Origin of the sequence: Desulfoferrobacter suflitae (assembly GCF_022603395.1) — a bacterium.
Classification (GTDB): domain Bacteria; phylum Desulfobacterota; class Syntrophobacteria; order Syntrophobacterales; family Syntrophobacteraceae; genus Desulfoferrobacter; species Desulfoferrobacter suflitae.
Genome location: NZ_JAIBKA010000007.1, coordinates 211,877 through 235,917, shown reverse-complemented (window position 1 = coordinate 235,917; position 24,041 = coordinate 211,877). Strand labels below are relative to the sequence as shown.

General features: G+C 52.7%; 23 protein-coding genes. 13 read left to right on the top strand and 10 right to left on the bottom strand.

Going from position 1 to position 24,041, the window contains the following annotated elements; translation table 11 throughout:
- From K1V27_RS14140 to K1V27_RS14115, 6 genes are all read left to right on the top strand, one after another.
- The gene (locus K1V27_RS14140) at positions 1–1,257 is read left to right on the top strand and encodes a glycosyltransferase family 9 protein (RefSeq protein ID WP_258930682.1); all 1,257 of its coding nucleotides are present in this window, start codon (positions 1–3) and stop codon (positions 1,255–1,257) included.
- Between the two features lie 81 nt (positions 1,258–1,338).
- Positions 1,339–2,820 carry a B12-binding domain-containing radical SAM protein gene (locus tag K1V27_RS14135; protein WP_258930681.1) on the top strand — a complete coding sequence of 494 codons (1,482 nt, stop codon included), beginning with the start codon at positions 1,339–1,341 and terminating at the stop codon, positions 2,818–2,820.
- Positions 2,821–2,835: 15 nt separating this feature from the next.
- A complete protein-coding gene (locus K1V27_RS14130; protein ID WP_258930680.1) occupies positions 2,836–4,092 on the top strand; it encodes a DegT/DnrJ/EryC1/StrS family aminotransferase in 1,257 nt (418 codons plus the stop codon).
- A 27-nt stretch (positions 4,093–4,119) separates the two neighbouring features.
- The gene (locus tag K1V27_RS14125; RefSeq protein WP_258930679.1) at positions 4,120–5,295 is read left to right on the top strand and encodes an aminotransferase class I/II-fold pyridoxal phosphate-dependent enzyme; all 1,176 of its coding nucleotides are present in this window, start codon (positions 4,120–4,122) and stop codon (positions 5,293–5,295) included.
- A 10-nt stretch (positions 5,296–5,305) separates the two neighbouring features.
- Positions 5,306–6,352, top strand: a complete 1,047-nt coding sequence (locus tag K1V27_RS14120; RefSeq protein WP_258930678.1) for a lysylphosphatidylglycerol synthase transmembrane domain-containing protein — start codon at positions 5,306–5,308, stop codon at positions 6,350–6,352.
- Between the two features lie 33 nt (positions 6,353–6,385).
- On the top strand, positions 6,386–7,987 hold the full coding sequence (locus K1V27_RS14115; RefSeq protein WP_258930677.1) for an ArnT family glycosyltransferase: 1,602 nt from the start codon (positions 6,386–6,388) through the stop codon (positions 7,985–7,987).
- Here the strand turns inward: K1V27_RS14115 and K1V27_RS14110 are convergent.
- A complete protein-coding gene (locus K1V27_RS14110) occupies positions 7,984–8,316 on the bottom strand; it encodes a hypothetical protein (protein ID WP_258930676.1) in 333 nt (110 codons plus the stop codon). The genes K1V27_RS14115 and K1V27_RS14110 overlap by 4 nt on opposite strands.
- 262 nt (positions 8,317–8,578) lie before the next feature.
- Between K1V27_RS14110 and K1V27_RS14105 the strand changes: the two genes are divergently transcribed.
- The 4 genes from K1V27_RS14105 to K1V27_RS14090 all read left to right on the top strand — a co-directional run bounded on the left by K1V27_RS14105 (position 8,579) and on the right by K1V27_RS14090 (position 12,542).
- Positions 8,579–9,445, top strand: a complete 867-nt coding sequence (locus K1V27_RS14105; RefSeq protein ID WP_258930675.1) for a sugar phosphate isomerase/epimerase family protein — start codon at positions 8,579–8,581, stop codon at positions 9,443–9,445.
- Entirely contained in the window at positions 9,436–9,732 is a 297-nt protein-coding gene (locus tag K1V27_RS14100) for an MTH1187 family thiamine-binding protein (protein WP_258930674.1), read from the top strand. The genes K1V27_RS14105 and K1V27_RS14100 overlap by 10 nt, the downstream gene beginning before the upstream one ends.
- Before the next feature lie 35 nt (positions 9,733–9,767).
- Positions 9,768–9,998 carry a KH domain-containing protein gene (locus K1V27_RS14095; RefSeq protein WP_258930673.1) on the top strand — a complete coding sequence of 77 codons (231 nt, stop codon included), beginning with the start codon at positions 9,768–9,770 and terminating at the stop codon, positions 9,996–9,998.
- Positions 9,999–10,076: 78 nt separating this feature from the next.
- Positions 10,077–12,542 carry a Lon protease family protein gene (locus K1V27_RS14090; protein WP_258930672.1) on the top strand — a complete coding sequence of 822 codons (2,466 nt, stop codon included), beginning with the start codon at positions 10,077–10,079 and terminating at the stop codon, positions 12,540–12,542.
- A 105-nt stretch (positions 12,543–12,647) separates the two neighbouring features.
- Here the strand turns inward: K1V27_RS14090 and K1V27_RS14085 are convergent, their stop codons facing one another.
- The 3 genes from K1V27_RS14085 to K1V27_RS14075 all read right to left on the bottom strand — a co-directional run bounded on the left by K1V27_RS14085 (position 12,648) and on the right by K1V27_RS14075 (position 16,676).
- Positions 12,648–13,574, bottom strand: coding sequence for an ADP-ribosylglycohydrolase family protein (locus K1V27_RS14085; protein ID WP_258930671.1), 927 nt, complete (start codon positions 13,572–13,574; stop codon positions 12,648–12,650).
- A 156-nt stretch (positions 13,575–13,730) separates the two neighbouring features.
- Complete coding sequence (locus K1V27_RS14080) at positions 13,731–16,064, bottom strand: PAS domain S-box protein (protein WP_258930670.1); 2,334 nt, start codon at positions 16,062–16,064, stop codon at positions 13,731–13,733.
- 243 nt (positions 16,065–16,307) lie between these two features.
- Positions 16,308–16,676 (bottom strand): response regulator transcription factor, encoded by a 369-nt coding sequence (locus tag K1V27_RS14075; RefSeq protein WP_258930669.1) that lies wholly within the window; start codon positions 16,674–16,676, stop codon positions 16,308–16,310.
- 304 nt (positions 16,677–16,980) lie between these two features.
- On the opposite strand from K1V27_RS14075, the gene K1V27_RS14070 reads away from it, so the two are divergent.
- Complete coding sequence (locus K1V27_RS14070; protein WP_258930668.1) at positions 16,981–17,667, top strand: response regulator; 687 nt, start codon at positions 16,981–16,983, stop codon at positions 17,665–17,667.
- 119 nt (positions 17,668–17,786) lie between these two features.
- On the opposite strand, the gene K1V27_RS14065 is transcribed toward K1V27_RS14070, so the two are convergent.
- The gene (locus K1V27_RS14065) at positions 17,787–18,425 is read right to left on the bottom strand and encodes a zinc-ribbon domain-containing protein (protein WP_258930667.1); all 639 of its coding nucleotides are present in this window, start codon (positions 18,423–18,425) and stop codon (positions 17,787–17,789) included.
- Positions 18,426–18,614: 189 nt separating this feature from the next.
- Complete coding sequence (locus K1V27_RS14060) at positions 18,615–18,815, bottom strand: hypothetical protein (RefSeq protein ID WP_258930666.1); 201 nt, start codon at positions 18,813–18,815, stop codon at positions 18,615–18,617.
- 3 nt (positions 18,816–18,818) lie between these two features.
- Between K1V27_RS14060 and K1V27_RS14055 the strand changes: the two genes are divergently transcribed.
- Together K1V27_RS14055 and K1V27_RS14050 are read left to right on the top strand one after the other, a co-directional pair.
- Positions 18,819–19,094, top strand: coding sequence for a helix-turn-helix domain-containing protein (locus tag K1V27_RS14055; RefSeq protein ID WP_258930665.1), 276 nt, complete (start codon positions 18,819–18,821; stop codon positions 19,092–19,094).
- A gap of 91 nt (positions 19,095–19,185) precedes the next feature.
- Positions 19,186–19,839, top strand: a complete 654-nt coding sequence (locus K1V27_RS14050; RefSeq protein ID WP_353740584.1) for a transposase — start codon at positions 19,186–19,188, stop codon at positions 19,837–19,839.
- 135 nt (positions 19,840–19,974) lie between these two features.
- On the opposite strand, the gene K1V27_RS14045 is transcribed toward K1V27_RS14050, so the two are convergent.
- From K1V27_RS14045 to K1V27_RS14030, 4 genes are all read right to left on the bottom strand, one after another.
- Entirely contained in the window at positions 19,975–20,958 is a 984-nt protein-coding gene (locus tag K1V27_RS14045; RefSeq protein WP_309574016.1) for an ABC transporter ATP-binding protein, read from the bottom strand.
- 17 nt (positions 20,959–20,975) lie between these two features.
- The gene (locus K1V27_RS14040) at positions 20,976–21,950 is read right to left on the bottom strand and encodes an ABC transporter ATP-binding protein (protein ID WP_258930663.1); all 975 of its coding nucleotides are present in this window, start codon (positions 21,948–21,950) and stop codon (positions 20,976–20,978) included.
- A gap of 56 nt (positions 21,951–22,006) precedes the next feature.
- Positions 22,007–22,840, bottom strand: a complete 834-nt coding sequence (locus K1V27_RS14035) for a transporter substrate-binding domain-containing protein (protein ID WP_258930662.1) — start codon at positions 22,838–22,840, stop codon at positions 22,007–22,009.
- Between the two features lie 260 nt (positions 22,841–23,100).
- Positions 23,101–24,030 carry a formate dehydrogenase accessory protein FdhE gene (locus K1V27_RS14030; RefSeq protein ID WP_258930661.1) on the bottom strand — a complete coding sequence of 310 codons (930 nt, stop codon included), beginning with the start codon at positions 24,028–24,030 and terminating at the stop codon, positions 23,101–23,103.
- Positions 24,031–24,041 lie beyond the last annotated feature (11 nt).

Genomic DNA, 24,041 nt, shown 5'->3' with positions numbered 1-24,041 from the left:
ATGAAGGTCTCCACATTGCGCAACATAGATCGATGGCTCGGGACGGGGATCACCCTGGCTTTGACCATGGTCTGTAAATTGCAAAACATTTTGCGGACCCATCGTGCAGGGCCGGTCAAAAAGATTCTTTTCGTAAAGCCGGCCGAGCAGGGATCGACCGTGTTGGCCCATGCGGCAATTCTTCGCGCCACAAAGATGGTGGGCCGACAAAACGTATACTTTTTGGTGTTCGAGGAAAACCGCTTCATCCTCGATGCGCTGGATGTCATCCCGGGCAGGAATGTGATTTGCATCAAGACCGATTCCCTGGTTTCTCTGGTGGTCTCAGCCATGGCAGCCATTCGACGCATGAGATCTCTGGAGCTGGATTCAGCCGTGGACATGGAGTTTTTTGCCAGGGCCTCCGCCATTTTTACCTATTTGAGCGGCGCCGTGCGACGCGTCGGCTTTCATTCCTACGCCGGTGACGGACCTTATCGAGGCAATTTGATGACTCACCGGCTGGTGTACAACCCTCATATCCATACTGCGCAATCCTTCGAAGTCATGGTTGAAGCTCTCAACCATCCTGCTGAGCTCTTCCCGGCTTTTGGCATGCCGGCGCCGGCCCTGAGCCGCAGCGCCCTGCCGACCTTTGCGCCGCAAGCGGATGAGATCGCGGCGGTGAGATCCATGATCCGCGAGTTGACAGGACAGGCTCAACCTCCCCCGATGATTCTCTTGAATGCCAATTGCAGCGATTTGCTTCCGCTCAGGAGATGGGACCGCCACAAATACGTCCAATTGGCACAGCGCCTTCTGGTTCGCTATCCGGCCGTTTATATTGCCTTTACAGGGGCTCCAAACGAGCAGGCATTGGTCGAGCATCTGGTCCTTGAGGTTGGCTCGGAACGCTGCTTCAGCCTGGCAGGGCGTACGACGCTCCGACAGCTCCTCATTGTCTATGCGGCAGCCGAAGTGCTTGTCACAAACGACAGTGGCCCCGCTCATTTTGCCACCCTGACGCCCATCGACGTAATTACGCTGTTTGGACCGGAAACGCCCCGCCTTTTTGCCGCTCCGTGCGAGCGCAGCCATGTCATCTGGGCGGGTACTGTGTGCAGCCCGTGCGTCAATGCGTATAACAACCGCCAGTTGACATGCAGGAACAATCTTTGTATGCAGCTTATTTCGGTCGACGAAGTTTATGACAAGGTTTGCGCCGTTTTTGACAGGCGTGTTGAGAATCACTCGAATGGCATGCAGGCTGCGATATGAAAACAGACGCAACAGTGGCTCGCCGGTACCCCTCGGATTTTAGATGGCTCGGTCTGTTTATCTGAACATCAGGAGATTGTTGTGGAAATCAAGTCAGTGCTGCTTGTGCGTGTGACCTCGGCGGTAGACAAAGAGGTTGATCACCCGCAGTTTTTTGATCCCTGCTATCCTCTAAAATACATTCAGGCGGGCTTGGAAACCTACCGTGACCTCCAGGTAACCAATGTCGATTGCTGGATTCATCCGATGGGCGTGGCCGAACTGCTCGAACTGGCAGACCATATCCGCCCGGATTTGATTGTAGTTTCAGCGTCCAGCTTTGACGTTCAGGTGGCCGACCAGTTTGCTGCAGCTTTGAAGCGCAGACCCGAGCCACCCCTCATTGTCGGCATAGGACAGGGGTACTACTCGAAAAACGGCAAGGAAAACTCAGCGGGTCATCCCTACGATGCGATTCTTCTGGGCGAGCCCGAGGAAGTGTTTTTTCGCCTTTTTGAATGGATCAGGCGGGGTGGGGTCGAACAGGGCGAGACGTGGCAGAAGCATTTTCTCAACCATTACCTCGAGGGGCGGCGATTCGTCGTGACCGATGCTGATCGGCTCCCATTCCCTTCCTACACCAAGGAAGAGTTGGAAGCATACCGCTCGATTTTTCCGGTTCGCGTTCCCAAACGGGTCATTTGGGGCTATATCATCGCCCTGCGAGGCTGCCCGCATAATTGCGTTTTTTGCAGTGAAGTCATGCGGGTAAGCGTCGGTAAGAAGCTGCGCAAACGTTCACCTGCCAACGTGGCCGACGAATTTGAACATATGGCGCGCCAGGGAGTGAACATAATCTCCTTTCAAGACGACAGCTTCTCTGCACACCGGGGATTTGTCCGGGAGATCTGCCGGGAACTGATCGCACGCAAATCTGACATCCCATGGATGGCGCGCGTGCGTGTCGATGAAATCGATTATGACCTTCTCAAGGTGATGAAGCAGGCGGGTTGCGTCATGCTGGGCATCGGGGTGGAATCCGGTTCGCAACGCATCATCAACGCTATGAACAAGACCACGAAGACTCAACCGTGGCCGCAACTTTGCCGGCGGGTATTCAACTGGACGCGCGAGCTCGGTATCGGAACCAACGCCTACTATGTGATTGGCAATCCGACTGAAACCCGGCAGGAGATGGAGCAAACCATCCGCTTGGCTCAACAACTTGATTCGGACAGCATTCAAGTACACTTTTACACCCCTTATCCCGGTTCCAGGGCGTGGGAAATGTACCGGCATAAGCTGGCAGGGGTCGAACCGGCCGAAATGTTTCATTACGCAACGCCCAAGGTCAATCTCTCGGAAGTGCCGCTGGAAGACCTTGTAAAGCTACGTTCCGAATTTTACCTGCGCTACATATTGCGCCCGCGATTTGCTCTGAACCACCTGTGGAAGCATTGGCGGTTCTATCTGCATAACCCGGACATATTGAAAACACTTCTCGGCATCCGCAAGGTCTTCTGGAAAAAGGAGTCTACCAAACGGGAGTACAAGGCGGCTCTCTGCTGTAAAGCCGACTTCTAAGGAAACAGGATTGTTATGGCGCTCATCGGCACGGTACCTCGAAGATGTGTGAATCTTCCCCCGGGAACACTCAGGTTATTGATCACAAGTATTGTTACTAAATCGGTGCGTGAGGGTACGGCGCTGGAAGAATTCCCCAGGCGATTCGGCCAATGGTTGGGAGTGCCTTACGTGTTTGGCACTTCCTCCGGACGTACTGCGTTCCAGTTGACACTGGAGGCGCTCGATCTGGACAAGGGCGCGGAGATAATTTTCCCGGCCTTCACTTTTCCGGTGATGCCAATGGTGGCCAAGCTGCTGGGCTATAAGCCGGTTTTTTGCGATGTCGATCCACATACCTTCAATGCAGGGCCGGAGCACATAGAGCCAAAGATCAGCGAAAACACCGGTGCTGTTCTGGCCACTCATATCTTTGGACAACCATGCCCCATCGGCGAGATAGCGGAGTTGACAAAAAGCCGCGGCATCAAATTGCTTGAAGATTGTGCCCACGCTTGCGGGGTCAGGGTGAACGGTCGACAAGCGGGGGCCTTTGGTGATGTTGGAATATTTAGCTTTGCAGAAGGGAAGAACATGCCGTGCTTTGGTGGAGGAGCCATAGCCACGGCCGATTCGGGAATTGCCAAGCGGGCTCGGACGATACTATCGAAAACCCCCCTTCCTGAGACGAATGCGATCCTGGGGCAGGCGGCCTCCATATGGACCAAGTGGCTGGTGACCCGACCAGTGGTGTTCGGGCTGACCGCCTATCAGGTTTTGCGACTTAAGCTTGCTCTGGGGAAACCGCTCATGGATTCAGCTGTGGGGGAGGAGCTCCTCGATCGGTTTGCCGCGGCCCTGCCACTCATCGAACCTATGGCAAATTTACAGGCAGCCTTGGGATTGCTGCAACTTAGACATATCGATGCGTTTAACGAGGGTGCCCGGCAAAACGCTCGGGTGCTGACGGAAAATTTGGGAGAGGTTCCCTGGGTGCAGCCACCTAAAATGTTACGGGAAGACCACGTCTATGTCTACTATCCGCTCACGGTGGATCCCCGGAAACGCAATGATCTTAGAAACTTCCTGCTGCGTCATGGAATCGATGCCAAGACTACGGACATGACCGACTGCACGCAGCTCAAGCACTTTCGCTTTGAGAAGAAGCGCGATATTGAGCCGACTGTTCCGCGCGAGGCGTCGTTACTGGAAATCTGTGTCTATCCCATTATTCCGCAACGGCAGATGAAAAGAATAGCGCAGCTGATACGGTCATGGGCCGGCATCGCATAACCTCTTGAGTGAATGAAAGCATGATGGATGTCAACGGAGCGGCTTGAGCGAATCTTTTATGGCTTGAACGATGAGAATTTGGAACGTCTTGTGCGGGAGGTCCTGACGGAGGATCTTTCGGTAACCGAAGGAGGCATTCTCGAGCGTTTTGAAAGCGCAGCCGCTGAATTTTTCGGCGCCCGTCATGCCGTTGCCGCCTGCAACGGCACTGCAGCTTTGCACATGGCCTTGTTTGCTCTGGATATCCAGCCGGACGACGAGGTCATAATTCCCGCCTATGGATACTATGCCATGGCACTGCCTGTCTGCCTGTTGGGTGGTGTTCCCATATTTTGCGACGTTTGCGCCGACAATTTCACGGTGAATGTCGCAGAAGTCGAACAGGCGATAGGCCCTCGCACCCGTGCCGTCATAGCGCATCAGCCGTGGGGATGCCCCGCTGATGTGAGGGCCCTGAAGAGCCTGGCGCAACGACATCATCTGGCTCTCATCAGTGATTCATCGCACGCCCACGGAACCCTTTGGAACGATAGACCCCTGGGGTATTATTATGATTTTGTCTGCACCTCGTTTGGCAAAGGTAAGCTGATATCCGGGGGAGAGCTCGGAGTAGTCACCTGCAACGACGACCGCCTGCGTGACCGTATGTTGCTGTATGGTCATGTCAACCGTGTCCCCCAGGCTTTCATCACGGCGGAATACAAGCACATGCACAACTCCGTGGGGGTTAAGTATCGACCCCATCCCTTTGCCATGGCACTGGCCCTTGAGCAACTGCAAACCTATGGCGAACGGTCTCAACGGCTGGTTGAAAATGCACGACGATTCGAGCAAGGTCTCAGCTCGGTGCCCGGCTTTCAGACTTTTGTGACTGCGCGGGAAGGCAGCCGGGTCTATTGGCGTATTCCTGTGCGCGTCGATACTTCAGCCCTTGGCCCCTTGGAATCTGTTCTGCAGCGCTTGCAAGAGCAAAGCTGCCCCGTGGAAAGCAAGGGCGGTTTGCTTATCCCCGAACATAATGCACTGGTGAATTTCTATGGGGTAAAGACGCGTCGCCGGTTTCCCGTTGCGCAGCGCCTGCTTTCTGAGACCCTTCAGGTGAACGCCTTTGCTCTTTACGATGACAAAGCCGTCGAGCGCACGCTTGCTGGTTTTCGCGTTGTCGCCAATGGTAAGAACCCCGTCGGCATGGCATCACGATAAGGAATCTGGAATGGGACGCGAGCAACCTCTTCTGCTCAACGGGACCCAGTCATCTCCCAAGCTCTGGGGTTGGCAGTCCATTTTGAGTGGATCGGCAACGGTGGTTTTTCTTTCAGTGCTGGTCACATTGGTAGACTGGCAAAGTGTTTGGGATCAGATACTCGGTTGCAAAAAGCAGTATGTGCTGCTTGGAGCATTGTGCCATTATCTCTGTTACCCGGTGCGCGGTTGGCGCTGGCAACACAGTCTCGCCCATCTGCCCAGCAGGGCCCGCAGCTCCGATTACGGGCAAGTGGTTTTCTTTTATAACTTTGTCGACAATTTGGTGCCGGCTAAACTGGGAGATATCTATGGGGCACATCTGGCGAGGATAAATTTCGGCATCAGTCGCTCCGAAGCTATAGGGTCAATAGTGTTTCAGCGCACGCTCGATGCGTGGATCCTGCTGTCTTTGGCAATTTTGGCTTCCTGGCTGCTGTTGTCCTCACAGTTGCCCAATTCCGTGCTGTGGGCCTTGATCGGGGGCAGCGCCATCGCGTTGGGGTGTACCTTAATCATGCTGGTCTTCTTTATTCTCAATCAGTCGCTGCCCGGATGGATTCCAGAAAAGGTGCGAACTCTGATTCGCGCGTTTCGCAACGGCATGTGGCCGCGTGTCGGTGAAATGCCGACGATCCTTGGGCTGACAGCTGTTATCTGGGCCTTGGAAGCGGCCTGGATCTTTTTCCTCGCGTATGGATTTGGCATGCCGTTAGATCCTGGCAAAGTTCTCTTTCTGACCGTGATTCCACTGTTGGCTTCGGCTTTCCCTCTGACTCCTTCCGGGGCGGGCGTAGTCGAGCTCACGATGTTCAGCTGCCTGAGCATCATAGGCGCGGGTACTCCGCTGGCCGGGTCGATCACCTTGATGAACCGGTTCATCGATTATTGGCTGCATATTGGCTTGGGCATTCTGATGTGGCTGTTCAGACGCCGGCTTGGGTTGCGCACCTGGCGGGATATGGGCAAAACCGAGTCGGTCGCGTCGTCTATGGTGCCCATCAAGCTTTCACGATAAATCGACCACCGATCATTCATCGCCGGTACAACTGTGACCACAAAGCTTACCCGCGCGCGACTCACGCCGACAAACCTGCCAGACCACTACAAATGGGCTGTGCTGCTGATCTTATTGACTGTGGTTCTGCGACTGCCCGCAATCGTTCACCCCAAGCCGGTCGACGACGAAGGCGGCTATGCGGTGATTGCCAATGAGCTTCTGCACGGAAAGTCCCTCTACATTGATGTGGTCGAGCGCAAGCCCCCTTTGCTGTTCTATATATATGAGGCCATTTTTGCCGTAGTCGGCCCATACAACTGGGTACCGTTGCACCTGATCGGTGTAGGCTGGATTCTCCTCACCATGTGGGGTCTTTACGCCATCGGCAGGGAGCTGTTTGACAGGTCTACGGGGTTGACGGCCGCACTGTTTTACACCATTGCGACAACTCCCAGCCAGTCCCAGACGCTCGCTTTCAATGGCGAAGTCATGATGAACCTGCCCATCGTCTGGGCTTTGTTCATTGCATTCAAACAGAGCCCTTGGCGCTCTCGACCGGGGCTCGCTGTGAGCGGGTTTCTGCTCTGCTGCGCGTTTTTTATAAAGCAGCCCGCTGCGGTGGCAGCCATTCCCATCGGTATTTACCTGTTGCTGCCGTCTTATCGCAGTAAGCACAACTTGACGGTGCTGGATAGCTTTTTGCAAGCTTCGATTCTCACTATCAGCTACTTTGCCACGCTCGGCATAGCAGCGTTGATATTGCACCATCAGGGCATTTTGAGCCAGACTTATTACTGGATCATTCAAGATCATGATCTCTACCACGGTCCGACCGATCCCATGTTCTGGCGCATAGGAATCAGCCACACTGTGGGCTATGTCGCCGCCTGGCATCCGATGGTGATTGCCTGTTATGTTTCCCTGCGGGAGTGCTGCAGCAGGGGGGCTCACTACTGGCAGGCGCTGCGTGCTGAATTGGTTGCCCTCCTGATTCTCCTGGGGCTTTCCTTGATCGGTGTCAGTGCCAGCGGTCGATTCTATTCACACTACTATATCCAGTTGCTGCCCGCCTTGACCCTGCTGGCTGCGCCCGCCATGAGTGCCATCTGGACGGGAAAGCGTTCGTATCAGTCCTTTTTGCTGCGCCCACGCACCTTGAAAGTCCTGCTGGGGTTTACCGCCGTTGCGTTTCTCTGCATCAACACGTACTATTTGTGGCAGCTGCGACCGGAGGACGAACTGGTGCGCTACCTGCGCCACCATTCCAAGCCAACGGACAAAGTGTTTTTCTGGGGAAGATCAGACAACTTATATGCGGAAGCCAACCGGCGACCCGCATCGCGATACATCCACTACTATCCATTGACAGGCTATATTTGGGGTAGTCCGCTGAAAGATGATCCCCACTTCGACACCACAGACCGCATCCATTCCGGTGCGTGGGAAACCCTCCAGGAAGAGTTCAAAACTTCACCACCGGCTTTCATTATCGATACGGACCCCGGCACGCCTGCCAAAAAGTACCCTCCATCGCGCTTTCCCTATCTCAAGCAGTTGCTCGAAAATGAATATGAAGCCGTCTTCTCGACTCCCGATGGAGTGGTCTACAAGCGAAAGGAACAGTCAACAACGGATGCCGGCGGGAGTGGTTAAATCTTTATGTTCAATTGCTCGAGCATGTCATCCGCAAAACAAATGATATGATCCCGTTGTTGGGGAGAAGCATATCCGATGCATGCGCAGCGAAGAGTTTGATGACTCCTGATCAACCATTCGAAAGAAACTTGTTTTCGAGTCAGATTGATCGCAAAGTAATAAGGCTGACAGTCATGATGTGCTGCCTGGATCTCAGTATACAGTTCTTCTGGAAGATCCACTTCATAGATTTCAGCAAACACGGTTTTCTTTGCCCGCGGTTCAAGGTAGTCACGGATTTGATCGTAATCCGACTCGCGCAGTTGATCGATGACATACTGTTTCATTGGTTCCATTCTCTCTTGTTGTTCCAGCCTCATTTTTTGCCTGTTCCGCAAACCCTTAGCAAAGCAGCGCACGTTCGTCAATGGCGACGACATGGCAACAAAGCTGACCAACCCGGAGGAATTACTTTACGGGTATGCTGTATGTGTGTTCTAGGGCAATTCTCTCGGATTCGGGAGGGATTGGCGGGCAACTGAAAGATATTGACATGCTTAGGTTTGATGGTGAGTATATGTTGGTGATTTACAGATCCAGTGCGGAGAAATGATGATCATACTGGCGGATGACGCGTTGCAGACAATCAAAACGGTGCATATCAGCGTGCCGTGGAAGTTTATTCCGCGCTATATGGACACCATCATAAGCTACCGATTGAATGTGGAAATAGGCTTCGAAGCCGAGGAACTGGACCAGGTCGGGCGATCGGAATTCAAGGCTGTAGCAAAACAATTGCAGAAAATCTCCTGCGGTATTACTCTACACGCTCCCTTCTGGGATTTGTGCCCCGGCAGTCTGGACCCGTTGATCCGGCAGGTGACCGGTTTGAGGCTCCATCAATTTTTTGACCTTGTAAACGTGTTCCAACCGACCCAGGTGGTGTGCCATACAGGCTATGATCCAGCTCACCATCAAGGATTGAGGGAATTTTGGCTGGACAAGAGTGCTGCTCTATGGGAACCGTTGATTGTTCGGGCGGAAAATGCCAACGTACCCATAGTGCTTGAAAACGTTTGGGAAAAGGATCCTGAATTCCACGTGGAGTTGCTGCGCCGGATGGATTCCCCCTGGTTCGGGTTCTGCCTGGATGTGGGTCACCAGAATTGCTTTTCCAACACCAGCTTGGGAACCTGGCTTCACAGCCTGGCTGACCATTTAAAGGAATTGCATTTGCACGATAATGATGGTGGGTTGGATGATCATCTACCCATAGGGCGCGGCAACATAGACTTTTTGCTGCTGTTCCAGTTTCTGCAGCAGAGAGGAATCAGGCCGTTGTTGACCTTGGAGCCTCATAGGGAAGAACATCTTCAGGAGAGCCTCAACGGACTACGAGCCGTATTGGCCCGGCAGAGCTCGAGACCAGCTTCCATGCCGCTTTACGCACACACAGGGAGCGAACCATGGCGATAGTCGAGATCAGTATCGTACCCATGGGTGTCCAGGGGACCAGCGTGAGCGATTATGTCGCCAAAGCCGTTGCAGTCGTTCAAGCAAGCTCACTCAAATACGAACTGACCGCTATGGGCACGATCATCTGCGGCGACCTCCAGGAGATTTGGGATGTCTTGAAGCGCATGCATGAGAGTGGTTTTGATGTGGGTGCCCCCAGAGTCCTGACGCAGATTAGAATCGATGACCGCCGGGATAAACCTGGCAGCCCCGAGCAGAAAATTCGATCAGTCATGGAAAAATTGTAGGTGCTCGGCACGGCAGAACACTTGAAAGGAATGATATGAAAGAGTTGGTCGAATATCTTGTGAAATCCATCGTTGACAGCCCACAGGAAGTGCTTCTTGACGCCCATGAGAATGACGGCACCCTGCTCATGGAACTCAAGGTGGCAGACGACGATTTGGGGCGGATCATAGGCAAGAACGGCAACACCATCAATGCCATTCGAACCGTAGTGCAGGCTGCTGCAACCAGCCATAAAAAAAGAGCCAAGTTGGACGTTTTGAGTTAGTTGACAACCACTTTTACTGGTTCCCAATATTATCGACCTAGTCTTTTTACCCATTGAATCCTAGAGAAGGAGCAGAGTATGGCAAAGCAATTTCCAGAGCTGGCGATCGATCAGCTGCGGGCCTACGTTGACCCAGAGTCGCTTCCCTTTGACAGTACCGAATCCCTGGAAGCCTTGGAAAAAAAGGTTGTCGGGCAGGAGCGAGGGGTAGACGCCATAAAATTTGGCATGGGTATGAAAGAGTATGGATACAATATCTACATTGCCGGGCCGTCTAAAGCCGGCCTTACCTATATTGCCAAGACCTTCATCAAGGATCAGGCCAAACAGGAGCCTGTGCCGCCCGACTGGTGCTATGTTTACAACTTTAAGGAAACCGACAAGCCCAAAAGCCTCAAGCTGTCTCCCGGCCGTGGCAAAGAGCTCAAGAAAGATATGGCTGAGTTCATCGACACCCTCCAGGCGAAAATCCCGGAGGTATTTGACAGTGATGATTACCGGGCAAAAGAAAGTGAAGTCCATCAGTCTTTCGAGAAACGACGCAGGGAAATAATCGACGAGCTCTCTGAAAAGGCCAAGGAAGAAGGCTTTGTCCTGCAGTTTTCCCAGGTGGGAATGGTGATCATTCCCGCTAACAAAGAAGGAGAGCCTATGACGCAGGAGGATCTGCGTCAACTCGAAGAAGAGGAGCGCAAGAAGCTGCGCGAAAAAAGCGATGAGCTGCACGACAAGATGAAGGACGCCATCAAGCAGATTCGTGAGGCCGAAGCGGAATTCAAAGAAAAGCACACCAAGCTGGATAATGAGATCGCTCTTTTTGTCGTCGGCCAGTTGATGGACAGCTACGAAGAGAAATACAAGGAAGAAGAGCATGTCCTGAATTATCTGAAAATGGTGCAGGAAGACATCCTGGAAAATATCGACGATTTCAAGAAAAAGCCGGAAGCGCAGCAACAGCCGGGTGCTCCTTTTCCCATGCCGCAAAAGGAAGTCAATCTCAGAAAATACGAAGTGAACGTACTCATTGACAATTCCGAAACGGAAGGAGCGCCGGTGGTGATCGAATCCAATCCGGCCTACCCAAACCTTTTTGGAACCATCGAGAGACAGGCATGGTTTGGTGCACTGTTTACCGATCACACCATGGTGAAGCCCGGAGCTCTGCACAAGGCCAATGGCGGTTACCTTGTGATGAAGGCGCTCGACCTGTTGAAGTGGTATCTGTCCTGGGAGGCTCTCAAACGTGCTTTAAGGGATAAAGAAATCAGAATCGAAGACCTGGGAGAGCTCTACGGAATTTTCAGCACGCGCACCATTCGCCCTGAACCGATTCCCATCAATCTCAAAATCGTTCTGACCGGCGACCCATACATCTACCAACTGCTCTACACCTACGATGACCGTTTTCAGAAGCTGTTCAAGGTCAAAGCTCACATGGACAACCAAATGGACAGCAAGGAAGAAAATATTCTGGAATCTGCCAGGATGATGGGTGCGTTCTGCCGCGACCATAACCTGCGCCATATGGATAAGACAGGGGTGGCGCGTGTCCTCGAATACAGCATGCAAGTCACCGAGGATCGCGAGAAGCTCACACTGGAACTGGGGGATATCAGCGACCTCATCAAAGAAGCGAATTACTTCGCAGGGCTTGAAAACAGCCAGTTTATCCAAAAACAACACGTGGAAAACGCTATCCAGAAGCGCATTTATCGTTCCAACCTCATCGAGGAGCGCATCAAAGAGCTGATCGAGAAGGACATCTTCTGGATCGAAACGGATGGTCATAAAGTGGGGCAGCTGAACGGATTGTCGGTGCTCATGACGGGGGACCACGAATTTGGCAAGCCCAACAGGATAACAGCAACGGTTTCAGTGGGGCGAGAGGGAGTGGTGGCCATCGAGCGCGAATCGAAAATGAGCGGCAATATCCACACCAAGGGTGTTATGATTCTGAGCAGCTTCCTCAAAGAACGCTTTGCACATAACAAACCCATCTCCCTGACCGCATCGTTGACGTTCGAACAAAGCTACGGAATGGTGGATGGCGACAGCGCATCGAGCACGGAATTGTATGCGCTCCTGAGCGCAATTTCGGGAGTGCCCATTTATCAGGGGATCGCTGTTACCGGCTCCGTCAGCCAAAAGGGCGAGATTCAGCCGATCGGTGGTGCGGTGCATAAGATCAAGGCTTTCTTCGATATTTGTAAGCATAAGGGATTGAATGGCAAGCAGGGAGTCATGATTCCTTCCAAGAACATTCGCAATGTGGTGTTGCAGGAAGAAGTGGTCGAAGCGGTCAGGGAAGGCAGATTTCACATCTGGCCCGTCTCCACCATTGAAGAAGGCATTGAAATTCTCACCGGGATGGAAGCCGGAGTGCTCCAGGAAGACGGGAGCTACCCCGAAGGAACTCTGTTTAGAAAGGTAGACGATCGGCTGAGAGAAATTGCTGAAATCGTCAAAGAGTATGGCAAAGGTTTGGAAGGAGGCGGGAGACGAGAAGAAGAAGGCGGCGGGTGCCCCACCTGCGGCGGAAAATGAACAAGCGGCAGGCTGAATTCTGCGCGCTTTCCTGGCAGAATTTAGCCTGCATTCCACTCGCTGGTCAGGAAAAGACCGGCACCTTGCAGCGTCCTGGTAGGATTCTCAGCCGGCGGTTTCAGCCCCATCGATTGTTGCCAGGAGATTCCCAATATGCGCTGCGCCTTTGAGCCCCGCAAGCCATTTTTCGGGCAGGGCAGGCATGCCGTTGTGTGCGCCAAGAATCATTCCAAGCAGTAATCCCCTGGCGGCCGAGTCCCCTCCTGCCATCACATTCTCGATCAAACCTTCCTGCAAATTTGCCTGATACTTCGCTGCAAGATACACCACGGAACGGAAAGCTCCCTCTGCGGCGCAGCTCCGGCCGAATTTGCCGATGACGAGACGAGGTTCCTTGTCAATGTTTTCAATGGCTTCCGCAATCCAATGGGTGAATGGGGCAGTGTTTCCAGGATGCTCCTGGCGCGATTCGCTGAAGGCAGCGAGTGGCGCTTTCCCCGCAAGGATTTGCACTACAACCTTTGCAAACCATTCAGAGCTGTCAACCACTGCCGGGCTATTATGAGTCATGGCGGTCTGGGATCGGCAGTTGACGATCAGTTGGGCGGGAGCGCCATAATAGGCATAGATGAGTGGTGCAATGCGCGAGGCGCCGGCCAGGTCTGTGGATGCAGATCCGGATTCGGCCGGTGGTTTACCTGCAGCGAAGTTCTGCAGGGTGGTCTTGGTTGCATGGTCAAAATAGCCCGGGTAGCCTGCAAAAAGCCTTTTCCAGGCTTCAGCAAATTTGTCCAACAAGAATCCCGACTCCGCCGCAAGTGATTCCAGCAGAACCATGGTCTGGTCACCGTAATGGGTGAATTCTCCCGACTTTTTGGCATGGTGGTAGGAACTCTCAGGGGGAGCCCGTAACTCGTCCACGCGCCCGAAACGCTGGTCAATTTCCTCCGTGTCATAAATCCAGTGCGCGGGCATGGCCAGGGAATCACCCAGAAAGGAAGCCATCACCATAGCCTTCAACTTTTTCTTCATCGTTCACCCCCATTGATCTCCTCAGACATTCGCAGGCGTTCAGGTTCACACTCTAAGGTCTCCAGGATAATCCCAAATGATTTTCAGCAAAACTGCGCCCATTGCCCATCCCCATGACCCCGTGCAAACGGGCTCACATTCGCGCAGGAAGGCAGTCTACAAATCCCGGGCGATGGATATGCAAAAGGTTGTTCCCCCTGCATGAGGCACCTCCATCCACACCTTGCCGCCATGCTGTTCCGCGATCTCCTTTACGATCGCCAATCCCAGGCCGGTGCCTTCAATTTCCCTGGCGGCGCCGTGTCTTTCAAAAATGTTGAACAATTCTGCAGAATTTTCACCTTTGATGCCGACCCCGTTGTCACGGACCGACAGGACATGAAACTTTGCGGTTTGATCATAATCGATTTGAATTTCATTCAATCCTTCACCGCCGTATTTCAGAGCGTTATCGATAAAATTCCTGAAAACTCTCAATAGAGCAATTCGGTCGGCTCTGATCTCCGGCAGCTCTTGCGGTTCAATCCAATGGACCTGGCGAATGTTGAGCTGGGCAGAAAATTCCTCCTTGATCATGTGCAGCACTTCCGCCACCCTCACCACTTCGATTTCAAGGGGAGCCTCTTTGGCGGAGATATATAGATTGACCTTTTGCACGAGCGCCGCAATTTGTTCTGCAACCTTCAAAATCTGATCACAATAGGTCCTTCCCCGTTCGTCGAGAACATCCCGGTACCTGTCGTGCAGAAGTTTTGTAAGGCCGTACAGCCCGACGGCCGGGCTCTTCAAATCATGGGAAACGCAATAGGCGAACAGTTTTATTTTTTCTGCACTCTTTTGCAGTGCCTCCTCCATGAGCTTCCTCTGGGTCGTGTCTCTCCCCACGGATTGGACTTCAAAAGGGTTTCCTTCATGATCGAAGATGAGCCGATTGGTCCACTGCTGCCAGCAGATCTCTCCGTTCGGCAGCAGCACTCTGTGTTCCAGGGTCGCAACCGGGTTTGTTTTTCCAAGGGCGCGAAAATGCTTTTCAACCTCCGCCCGGTCGTCGTGCAATACAAACGACATAAAGCTGCCGCCGAGCAGGTCCGCGCGGTCTTTCTGGAAATAACGGCAGTAGGCCTCATTCACGAAGGTGATGCATCCGTCAGGTGCGGTGCGGCAGATCAGTTCAGTTTGATCTTCCACGACTGCCCGATACTGAGCTTCTCTTTGCCGCAATGCCTGTTCGGCCCTTGTCTGTTCGGTAACATCCCGAATGATGCCCTGGTAACCGACAATGTTACCATCCTTTGCTCTCTTGACGCTTGATGTGAGCAGGCAATCCATCTCTCTGCCGTCTTTTTTGCGCAGCTTCACTTCAAAATCTCTTACCGACCCATGACGCGATATCTTTTCAATGAAGCGTTTTCGGTCAGACGGTCTGACGTAGGTTTCGGAGACATTGACGCGGCCCAAAAGCTCTTCCCTGCTGTATCCGAACAGTTGCAGCGTGGATTGATTCGCGTCGATAAAACGGCCGTCGAGGCCGGTAATGTAGATGGCATCTTTGGATTGTTCAAATAGGCTCCGGTATTTCTCTTCGCTTTCTCTTATCAGACGTTCCGCCTGTTTGCGCTCGATGGCAATGCCCAACAGGTGAGCCGCCGATTCCAGTGTCTTGAGGTCATCTGGGCTGGGGCGACGTGGTTGTGCAGCGTATACGGCAAACGTTCCCAGTACTCTACCGGAGCTGCTGCGGATTGGCACCGAGCAACAGGATCGCAAATTGAACCTGCTGGCCAAACTGCGGTAGTCCTCCCAAAGAGGATCACAAAAAGTATCTTCTACAATTACGGTTTCACCCAGGTAAGCGGCCGTGCCGCAGGAACCGGAACGAGGTCCGACGACCAGGCCGTCAATGGCTGCAACATAGTCTTCGGGCAAGTGCGAGCCAAACCCGTGGTGGAGGCACCGGCCGTCCTCGTCCAGCAGCAGCACAGAGCAGCAGGTACCCGGCAGCGCTTTTTCTATGACTGCCGCCACGGCGGCCTGGGTATCCAGTAACGGTTTGCCCACAGCAATCATCTCGAGGATGTCGTTGTAGGCCTCGAGCACCATTTCAATTCGCTTGCGGGCGGTGATATCGAGGATCATGGCCTGCTTGGAGATTTTGCCGTCAGCCAAATAAATAGGTGTGTTGACAATGAAATACCACCGGTTGTCTTTGGGGCTCTGCAACTCCCAGCGAACCGTCCTGCCCTGGAAGACTTCCTCATTGACACACCATGGACAAATGGAATCACGGTCGTGCAAAGCCCTGTAGCATAGTTCGCCGGTGGGATCGTAGCCGGTCCGTTCAATGAAGTGTGAATTGACAAATTCGATATGATAATCCTGCGAGCATACATAAATCAATCCGTCAAAAGCTTCCACGATGGCTCTGTACTTGGCCTCACTGTCATGCAAAGCGGAATCGCTGCACCTTGATCCTAAATTTTGACTGTCCACATCGGTCCTCCAAACACTTCGCTACTCGTCTGCCATCACACGATCCGCTTCCAGGGTTCTCCGCGGGTTTACCTCGAAATGGCGTTCGCCTCTCCAGGCCAAGCTGGCAACTGCGCGTCGATCGACCTGCAACGACTCGATTATCGGGAGGGGTTAGAAATTGAATCGTGTCGGAAGATTAACGAAGAATTTTGCTGTCGACAACAGAAATGGTAAGAATTGAGGATAAATCCCCCTTTATTCTCAATCTGCCACAAGGGATTCGATCAGGGAGGCAATTTCATTGCCTGTTGTGCTGTTTTTTGTCAGGAAATGGTCCGCTCCGCAGGAATAGGCGGCAGTTCTGTATTCGGGCAATTCATGACTGGTCAGCATAATAATGGTACCCGACCAGGCGGTCCCTTTGATTCGCCGCGTCGTCTCAAAACCGTTCATCCCCGGAAGGCAAATGTCCACAAAGACAACTTCGGGATCAAAGGTGAGCATTTTACGCATTGCCTCTTCCCCGTCGGATGCCTCCTCAATGGTCATCGCCGGGAATCTGTAGAGGAGGGTCTCTTTCAAGGCTTTTCTGAAGAGGACATTGTCTTCAACAATGAGCGTTCGCAGCATGATCCTTGTTCCACATTCACAACAGCACCAATCCCATTGATATTCTGGAGCTTCAGGGGTAATCTTGCATGAGTCAAAGGGAATCGTAAATACAGTGTACTTTGTATATTACATGGGCCGGGGACAGTATTTAAAAGTACATGGTCGAAGGGGACGGCGCCTCAGGAAATAGACTGTCGCACCGGCAGAAGTGATGGAAGGCTATGAAATAGTAGCCTTTTATGCTTAATCCAAGTAGAATCCCCATGCAAAACCCGGTGTTGAGCTTTGTATTGGGCGAGAGCATGCAGAAGCGGGGAACACAATGGGAGGCAAAAAAAGCATAATCATAGCTGAGGACCACACGATTCTTAGAGAGGGTTTGAAGATGCTGCTTTCCTCCAATCCTCAATACCAAATCGTGGCCGAAGCGGAGGACGGACTGCAGGCCATCCGCTTCAGCGAAAGCCTGAATCCCGATTTGGTGCTCCTGGATCTTTCCATGCCCAGGATGAATGGCATGGGAGCATTGCAGGAAATCAAGAGACAGAACCCCCAAACAAAAATACTGGTGCTGACCGTTCATAAAACCGAAGAATACATTTTGGCGACTCTCAAGGCCGGTGCTGACGGCTATGTCTTGAAAGATGCCACGCATGGGGAGCTAGAGCTGGCCATTGAGTGCGTCTTTGCCGGAAAGCCCTACCTCAGCCCCGGGATCTCGGAGAAGATCATTGAAGGGTATCTGGAGGGGAAAAAGAGCATTAAACCGGTCTCCTCGTGGGATACGCTCACTCAGAGAGAGCGCGAGATCCTGAAAATGATCGCCGAAGGCTACAAGAACAAGGAAATCGGCCACTATCTTTGCATTAGCACCAAGACTGTAGAAAAACACCGGGCCAATCTCATGAAGAAACTCGATCTTCACAGCAGCTCCGCCCTCACAGCATTTGCCATGGAAAAAGGCCTGATCAATCCAGATATTGCAATGAATCGGGCGGATGGCGACTAACAATTAAGTAGGGACTTCAGTAGAAGGTTGGGTTGCATCACGCGTACCGCGTGACTGTATCTGCCCTATAGCCCTGCAAGTCCGCTGCATTTCGGACACTCTATTGCGTGGGGTTGTGCTTAGAGTAATCGTGTGAAAATAAAATAAGATATCAGGGCAAGGCAAACAATTACGAAGAGGCCGTAGAAAACGGATTCATTGTCGGATCGCCTTCCAGGGTTGTGCAGCGATTTGAATCGTTTGGCACAAAAAGCCGTTTGTGCAGGGGTTGCCGTCTCCCTGATCAGCTTCTCCCTGCCGGGCGGGCCAACATGATCCGAGTGAGCTACGTCGGATACCGTGAAAGCTTCCTCGTCTGCAAATTCCCATTGGGATTCGCAGCTTTGTTCTTCATCCTCGTCAATTGCTTCACTCAAGCAGATGCAGGAATCGCTCTCGGGCATTTCGAGGGTACATGAATTGGGAAAGGAGCTTAACGGGCGTAGGGGATTTTGCTCTTCAGCCGGCGATTCCTCGCCGGGGTCTACCGTTAAATCATACCCGCCGGAATCGGACGGAGATTTTAGCGCCGTAAAGGCCGAAAAGGAAATGACTTTGGACTGCGGGTTCGCTGCCTCACGCGCCGGATTTTCTGTTTCCAGTTCCAGGGAAAACCGAGTTCTGCACACTCTACATTCGACCAATTCCAGATCTGCCGGAATTATAGTTTCGTCAAATGTGTAGTGCTTCTGACAATGCGGACAAACGATAGTGATCATGCGATCCTCTCTCCCGACGTTGGAACAATCTAGCTCTTTCACTCTAGTACACTGCGGCGAAAGTAAGTACCTCATGTTTACGTAATCGCTAAACTTTTGGCTGGACGAATGATCGTCCTTCATGTAGGGTCAAATTCTCGAAGACCTTAACATGGAGGATATTTGCCCGTGCCAAGACTCAAACCCGACTCAATTGTACTGACTGATCAACAGCGTGCTCTGCTTGAGAGGATAGTTCGTCGAGAAAAGAGCACGCAGCAACAGATCCGACGAACTCAAGTCATCTTGGCGGCAGCCGATCAGTCGGAGAATCGGTCCATAGCCAAACGATTCAATTTGAATGTAAAAACTGTCCGCCTTTGGCGTCGACGTTGGATCGAGGTTAGCCAAGCCATGCACACTGCTGAAAAGAATGGTGACATAAAGCAATTGGAGCAACTCATTGTCGATGCCCTCACGGATGAAAAGCGTAGCGGCAGACCGGCTCTGTTTACCCCGGAGCAGATCTGTCAGATTGTTGCCATGGGCTGCGAAAAACCTGAAGATTCGCAGCGCCCCATCAGTCACTGGACGGCAAGGGAACTGGCTGATGAGGCCATCAAACGCGGCATAGTTGAAAACATCTCGCCCCGCAGTGCAGGGCGATTTTTTAAAAGAAGCAGACCTTAAACCCCATCTGTCCCGTTATTGGTTGAATGCCAAATATGATAATCCACAAACCTTCAACGAACAGGTCGTCGGCGTATGTGATGTCTATGCTATGGCACCCACCGCTCAAGAAGACGGACTGCATGTGATCAGCACGGACGAGATGACCGGCATCCAAGCACTCGAGCGCCTCCATCCTACGAAGCCCATGGAACGGGGTAAACCTGAACGACGCGAGTTTGAATATATTCGCCGCGGAACACAGACTCTGATTGCCAATTTTGATGTGTCTACCGGCAGAATGATTACGCCCACGGTGGGGGACACACGCACTGAAGAAGATTTTGCCGAACACATCAAACGTACCATCGAAACAGATCCTCAAGCGCGGTGGATATTCGTAATGGACCAACTCAATACCCACAAATCAGAAGCTCTGGTCCGCTTGGTTGCCGACCAATGTGCACTCAAGGAGGACCTCGGGATCAAGGGCAAATCAGGTATTCTCCAATCCATGGAAACGCGGGCCGCTTTTCTGCAAGACAAGAATCATCGCATTCGTTTCGTTTATACCCCGAAGCACGCTTCCTGGCTCAACCAGGTAGAAATCTGGTTCAGCATACTAATGCGAAAGTTACTCCGTCGTGGCAGCTTCACTTCAAAAGAGAACCTGCGGGAAAGGATCTTGGCTTTTATCGACTATTTCAATTCCACCATGGCCAAGGCTTTCAAATGGACTTACGCCGGCCGCCCGCTGGCATGCTAAAATGGGCCACGCACTTTCGCCGAGCTGTACTAGTAAATGAATAGGCAGGATGTTCGCAAGGGAAAAATCGTCAGTGCCGATGACCGGGACAGTGCTCGATTCGTGACAATAGTTGCGTCGCTGCTCACCAGGGGATTATGCGTTGGAGCGATAACACCTCACCCAATGATCGGGGCGAACTTCGTAAAACGTCGGGATTTCTGCTTCGCACTCCGGTGAACTGTGGGGGCAATGTGGACTGAATTTACATCCATGCGGCGGGAACGGTGCATCGTTCACACCGGCGACCAGCTCTTTTCGCTTCCCGGCGGCTGCGGGATCGGCAACCGGCACCGCCTGCAGAAGGGCTTGAGTGTATGGATGATAAGGGTGTTCGTAAAGCTCGTCTTTCGGTGCCATTTCGATGAGCCGGCCAGAGTACATGACAGCCACCCGGTCACTTATGTGACGCACCACGGACAGGTCGTGGGAAATGAAAAGATAGGTTAAATCATATTGTTCCTGCAGATCCTCGAGAAGATTGATGACTTGAGCCTGGATGGAGACATCCAGAGCCGACAACGGCTCATCGCAAATGATGAATTCCGGCTGCAGAGCAAGAGCTCTGGCGATGCTGATGCGCTGCCGCTGACCGCCGCTGAATTCATGCGGGTAGCGGTTGATTTGTTCAGGTCTGAGTCCCACGATGTCCATCAAATGCAACACGCGCTCCCGGCGCTCAACCGCTGATCCGATTTTGTGAATGACCAGCCCTTCTCCTATGATTCGTCCGATCGTCTGCCGGGGATTTAACGAGGAGTAAGGATCCTGAAAGATAACCTGCATTTTTTTCCGCAACCGGTGAAGGCTTGAACCTTTCAATGCGTTCAGACTTTTCCCGGCAAAGAAAATCTCTCCTGCCGTGAGTTCCTCGAGTCTCAAAATCACTCGTCCCAGGGTTGATTTGCCACAGCCACTCTCGCCCACCAATCCCATTGTTTCGCCCCGGTTAACGTTCAGGTCAACGCCATCGACCGCCTTGACGGCTCCAACCTGGCGGCGCAAAATTCCGCGGGTGATGGGATAATGTTTCTTAACACCACAAAGGGTCAGTAACGTTGTATTTTGTTCGGCCGCCAAGGCAAATCTCCCAGTGGTTACGCGTAAAGCCAGCACCTGACGGGATGCCCCAGGTCGGGTTCCAGCAGGCCGGGCTCAGGATCAGTGTAGCAGCGCTCGAAGGCATGAGGGCAGCGAGTATTGAATTTACACCCCGCCGGCAGTTCGAGCAGGCTCGGCACTACCCCGGGAATTGCAGTGAGCCGCCTCTTGCCTGTGTGAGCTGTTCTGCCCGGTATGGACTGCATCAGACCCTGGGTGTACGGGTGCAGAGGATTGCGGAAAATGTCTTTGCATCGAGCTTGTTCTACGGCGCGTCCGGCATACATAACGACTACATCTTCGGCAACTTCCGCTATGACCCCCAAGTCGTGGGTGATCAATAGAACCGTGGTCCCTGTCTCTTCTTTCAGTTTTCTCAGCAAGTCGAGGATCTGAGCCTGGATGGTTACATCCAGGGCCGTGGTCGGTTCATCGGCAATGATCACCTGAGGTGAACAGGCGACGGCCATGGCGATCATGACCCTCTGCCGCATACCGCCGCTCATCTGATGCGGGTAATCGGCCATGCGCTCTCTCGGGGAGGGGATGCCCACTTGTTTTAATAACTCCGCCGTCCTGGCCGAGGCTTCCTTGTTGCTCATGGTTTCGTGGCGCTGCAGGATCTCTATGATTTGGTCCCCAACGCGGAATACCGGGTTGAGTGAAGTCATAGGCTCTTGAAAGATCATCGATATTTCTTTTCCTCGAATGGACCGCATGGCTTCCTCAGAAAGAGTGAGGAGGTCCCTTCCATCAAACCAAATTTCACCTTCAACAATCCTACCAGGAGGTTGAATCAGCCGCATGATGGACAGTGCGGTGACACTCTTGCCGCAGCCTGATTCCCCCACGACCCCGAGTGTGAGAGATTTCATCAACTTGAGACTGACTGCGTCGACAGCCTTGACGACACCTCTTTCGGTGAAAAACTGAGTTTTGAGATCTTTGACGTGCAGCACGGGTAACGCCATAAAGGCAGAGCCCTCCAGCGATATCTTCCAAACGGCCGGGCTTCAGGAGAGTTGGTTCACCGGGGCAGCCGAGCAAGCCATTGGTTGTCTTCGAACCAGTGTGCCTTCAGGTCATCGAGGGCCCCGCTTTCCTCCATGGCATTGAGAAAGTTTTCCACCCAATTGACCAGGTGTGGATCGCCGGCAGGCATGGCAATGCCGAACGGTTCATAGGTGAAAGGCGTGAGAAGCGAGTAGAGGCCTTTCTGAGGGTAGCGCATCAAAGAGACCAGGCATATGGGAAAATCGGCGATGAACGCGTCCACCTTATTGTTGATCACCATATCGACGGCCAGATCATAATCCTGAGTGGTCACCAGTTTGGCCTTGGGAATGGCTTTCTGGGCGAAAAATTGGCTGGTCGAACCGTGGAGGGCCGCGAGGGTGATATCGGGCCGGTTGATCTCGGACACTTGCTGAGCAGAAGCGATTTTTTCCTTCTTTGTCAAGAATGCTTTTCCCGAGACAAAATAGGGTCCCACAAAGGAAAACTTCAGGTTACGTTCGGGAGTGATGGTCATAGCTGAAATGATCATGTCCACTGTGCCGCTTTCCAAGGCGGGCAGCAATTCCGCGAATGGCATGACCTTAAGCTTCAGCGTCACTCCCATTCCATCTGCCAAATACTTTGCAAGATCCACATCGAGCCCGATGATTTCGCCGTCTCGGGTTGTCATATTGAAGGGAGGCATGCTGCCGGCTGTCCCAACTACCAGTTCACCCTTTGCGGTGATCCGCTCGAGCACCGACAAGGAGTCGCCGGCGCCGACCGTCTGCACGCTGTTGTGAGCACAGCCCGCAAGCATAGTCATCAGCAATGCGACAAGGATAGGTACATAAGCTCTTTTCATGGCATCTGTTCTCCGATAAATGTGATGAAGTTGAAGGAAACGGATTCGACTGCATCATCCGTTTGCGCCGCCAATGTGTGATATGAGGACTCTATTAATAACACTGGTGATACCAACATACCAAATAAATAGAAGAGAACTGCTGGCAAGAATCCGGTCGTTACTCGACAGGTTCGACCGTTTTACCGCAGGAGGGAAAGGGTAGCGGACGTGTCCCTGTGGTATGGGTGAAGAAGGGAGAACGAAAAGGGCACCATATTTTATTGGATCAAGTTCCATGGAGTCTGGACAAGGGGATGATAGCCCTTTTCAGAAGCCCAGGCATCCAAGTGAACCATACTGATGGCAGCCATATCCATCGGCAGTTTGACGTGTCCTTCGCGCAAGTCGATGCAGGGCAGATAAGCGTTACAGTTGCAACACACGTCGACCCGTTCGGAATGATCCTCTTGCGCCTGGAAATAGAGCTGCAAATCTCTGTCTTCGGTTTCGCAGGCGGGGCACTTGTTGCGCATAAAGCGCCAGTCGTGACCGCACAAAGAACAGTGAAGGTATCTTTGTCCGCCGCCGCCTCTAAGAAATTCCGAACCGAGATCGTGGGCTTCCGCCAGGTAGCTTATGGAAGGCATGGATCCACAGATGGGGCAATACCCCCGGTACCAGTTCAGTTCACTGACATAGTTGCGCACAGTCGGCTCCAGGGCCGTGAGCAGCGACGAGAGAGTGGTGTTCAAGGCTAGCGCCAGAACAATCTCTGAGATGTGGGTGGCTTGTGCGAATGAATGCAGCACCGAAATTTCTCCGCCTAGATACGCCCTCGATAACTCAAATAAATCCAGTTCATTGCGGCTCTGTAACGATTCGAGAGAAGTCAAATCGGCGGCGATGCTGCCGAAAGTTTTCTTCAGGACCGGCAGGATCGCGCGAAAAGCCTCCTGCAATGGTTCATCCAAGATACCCAGGGACACGTCTGCAAGCAGTGGTACGCCCTGCAACAAACGCTCCGGTCTCAGCAAAGGGTCGAGTTGCACAGTGTTGACTCTCAATTGGTTGACAACTTCACTCTTGGCCGACAGGATCTCAGCAAAAGATCGTACGATGGGCTCTAGCATGGGGCGTTTCTCAATTACTTTCTGTGCTGCCAGAGCAATGTCGCTGGCTGCTTGGGTAGAGACGATTTGTGTCGGCATGGGTTGCACTC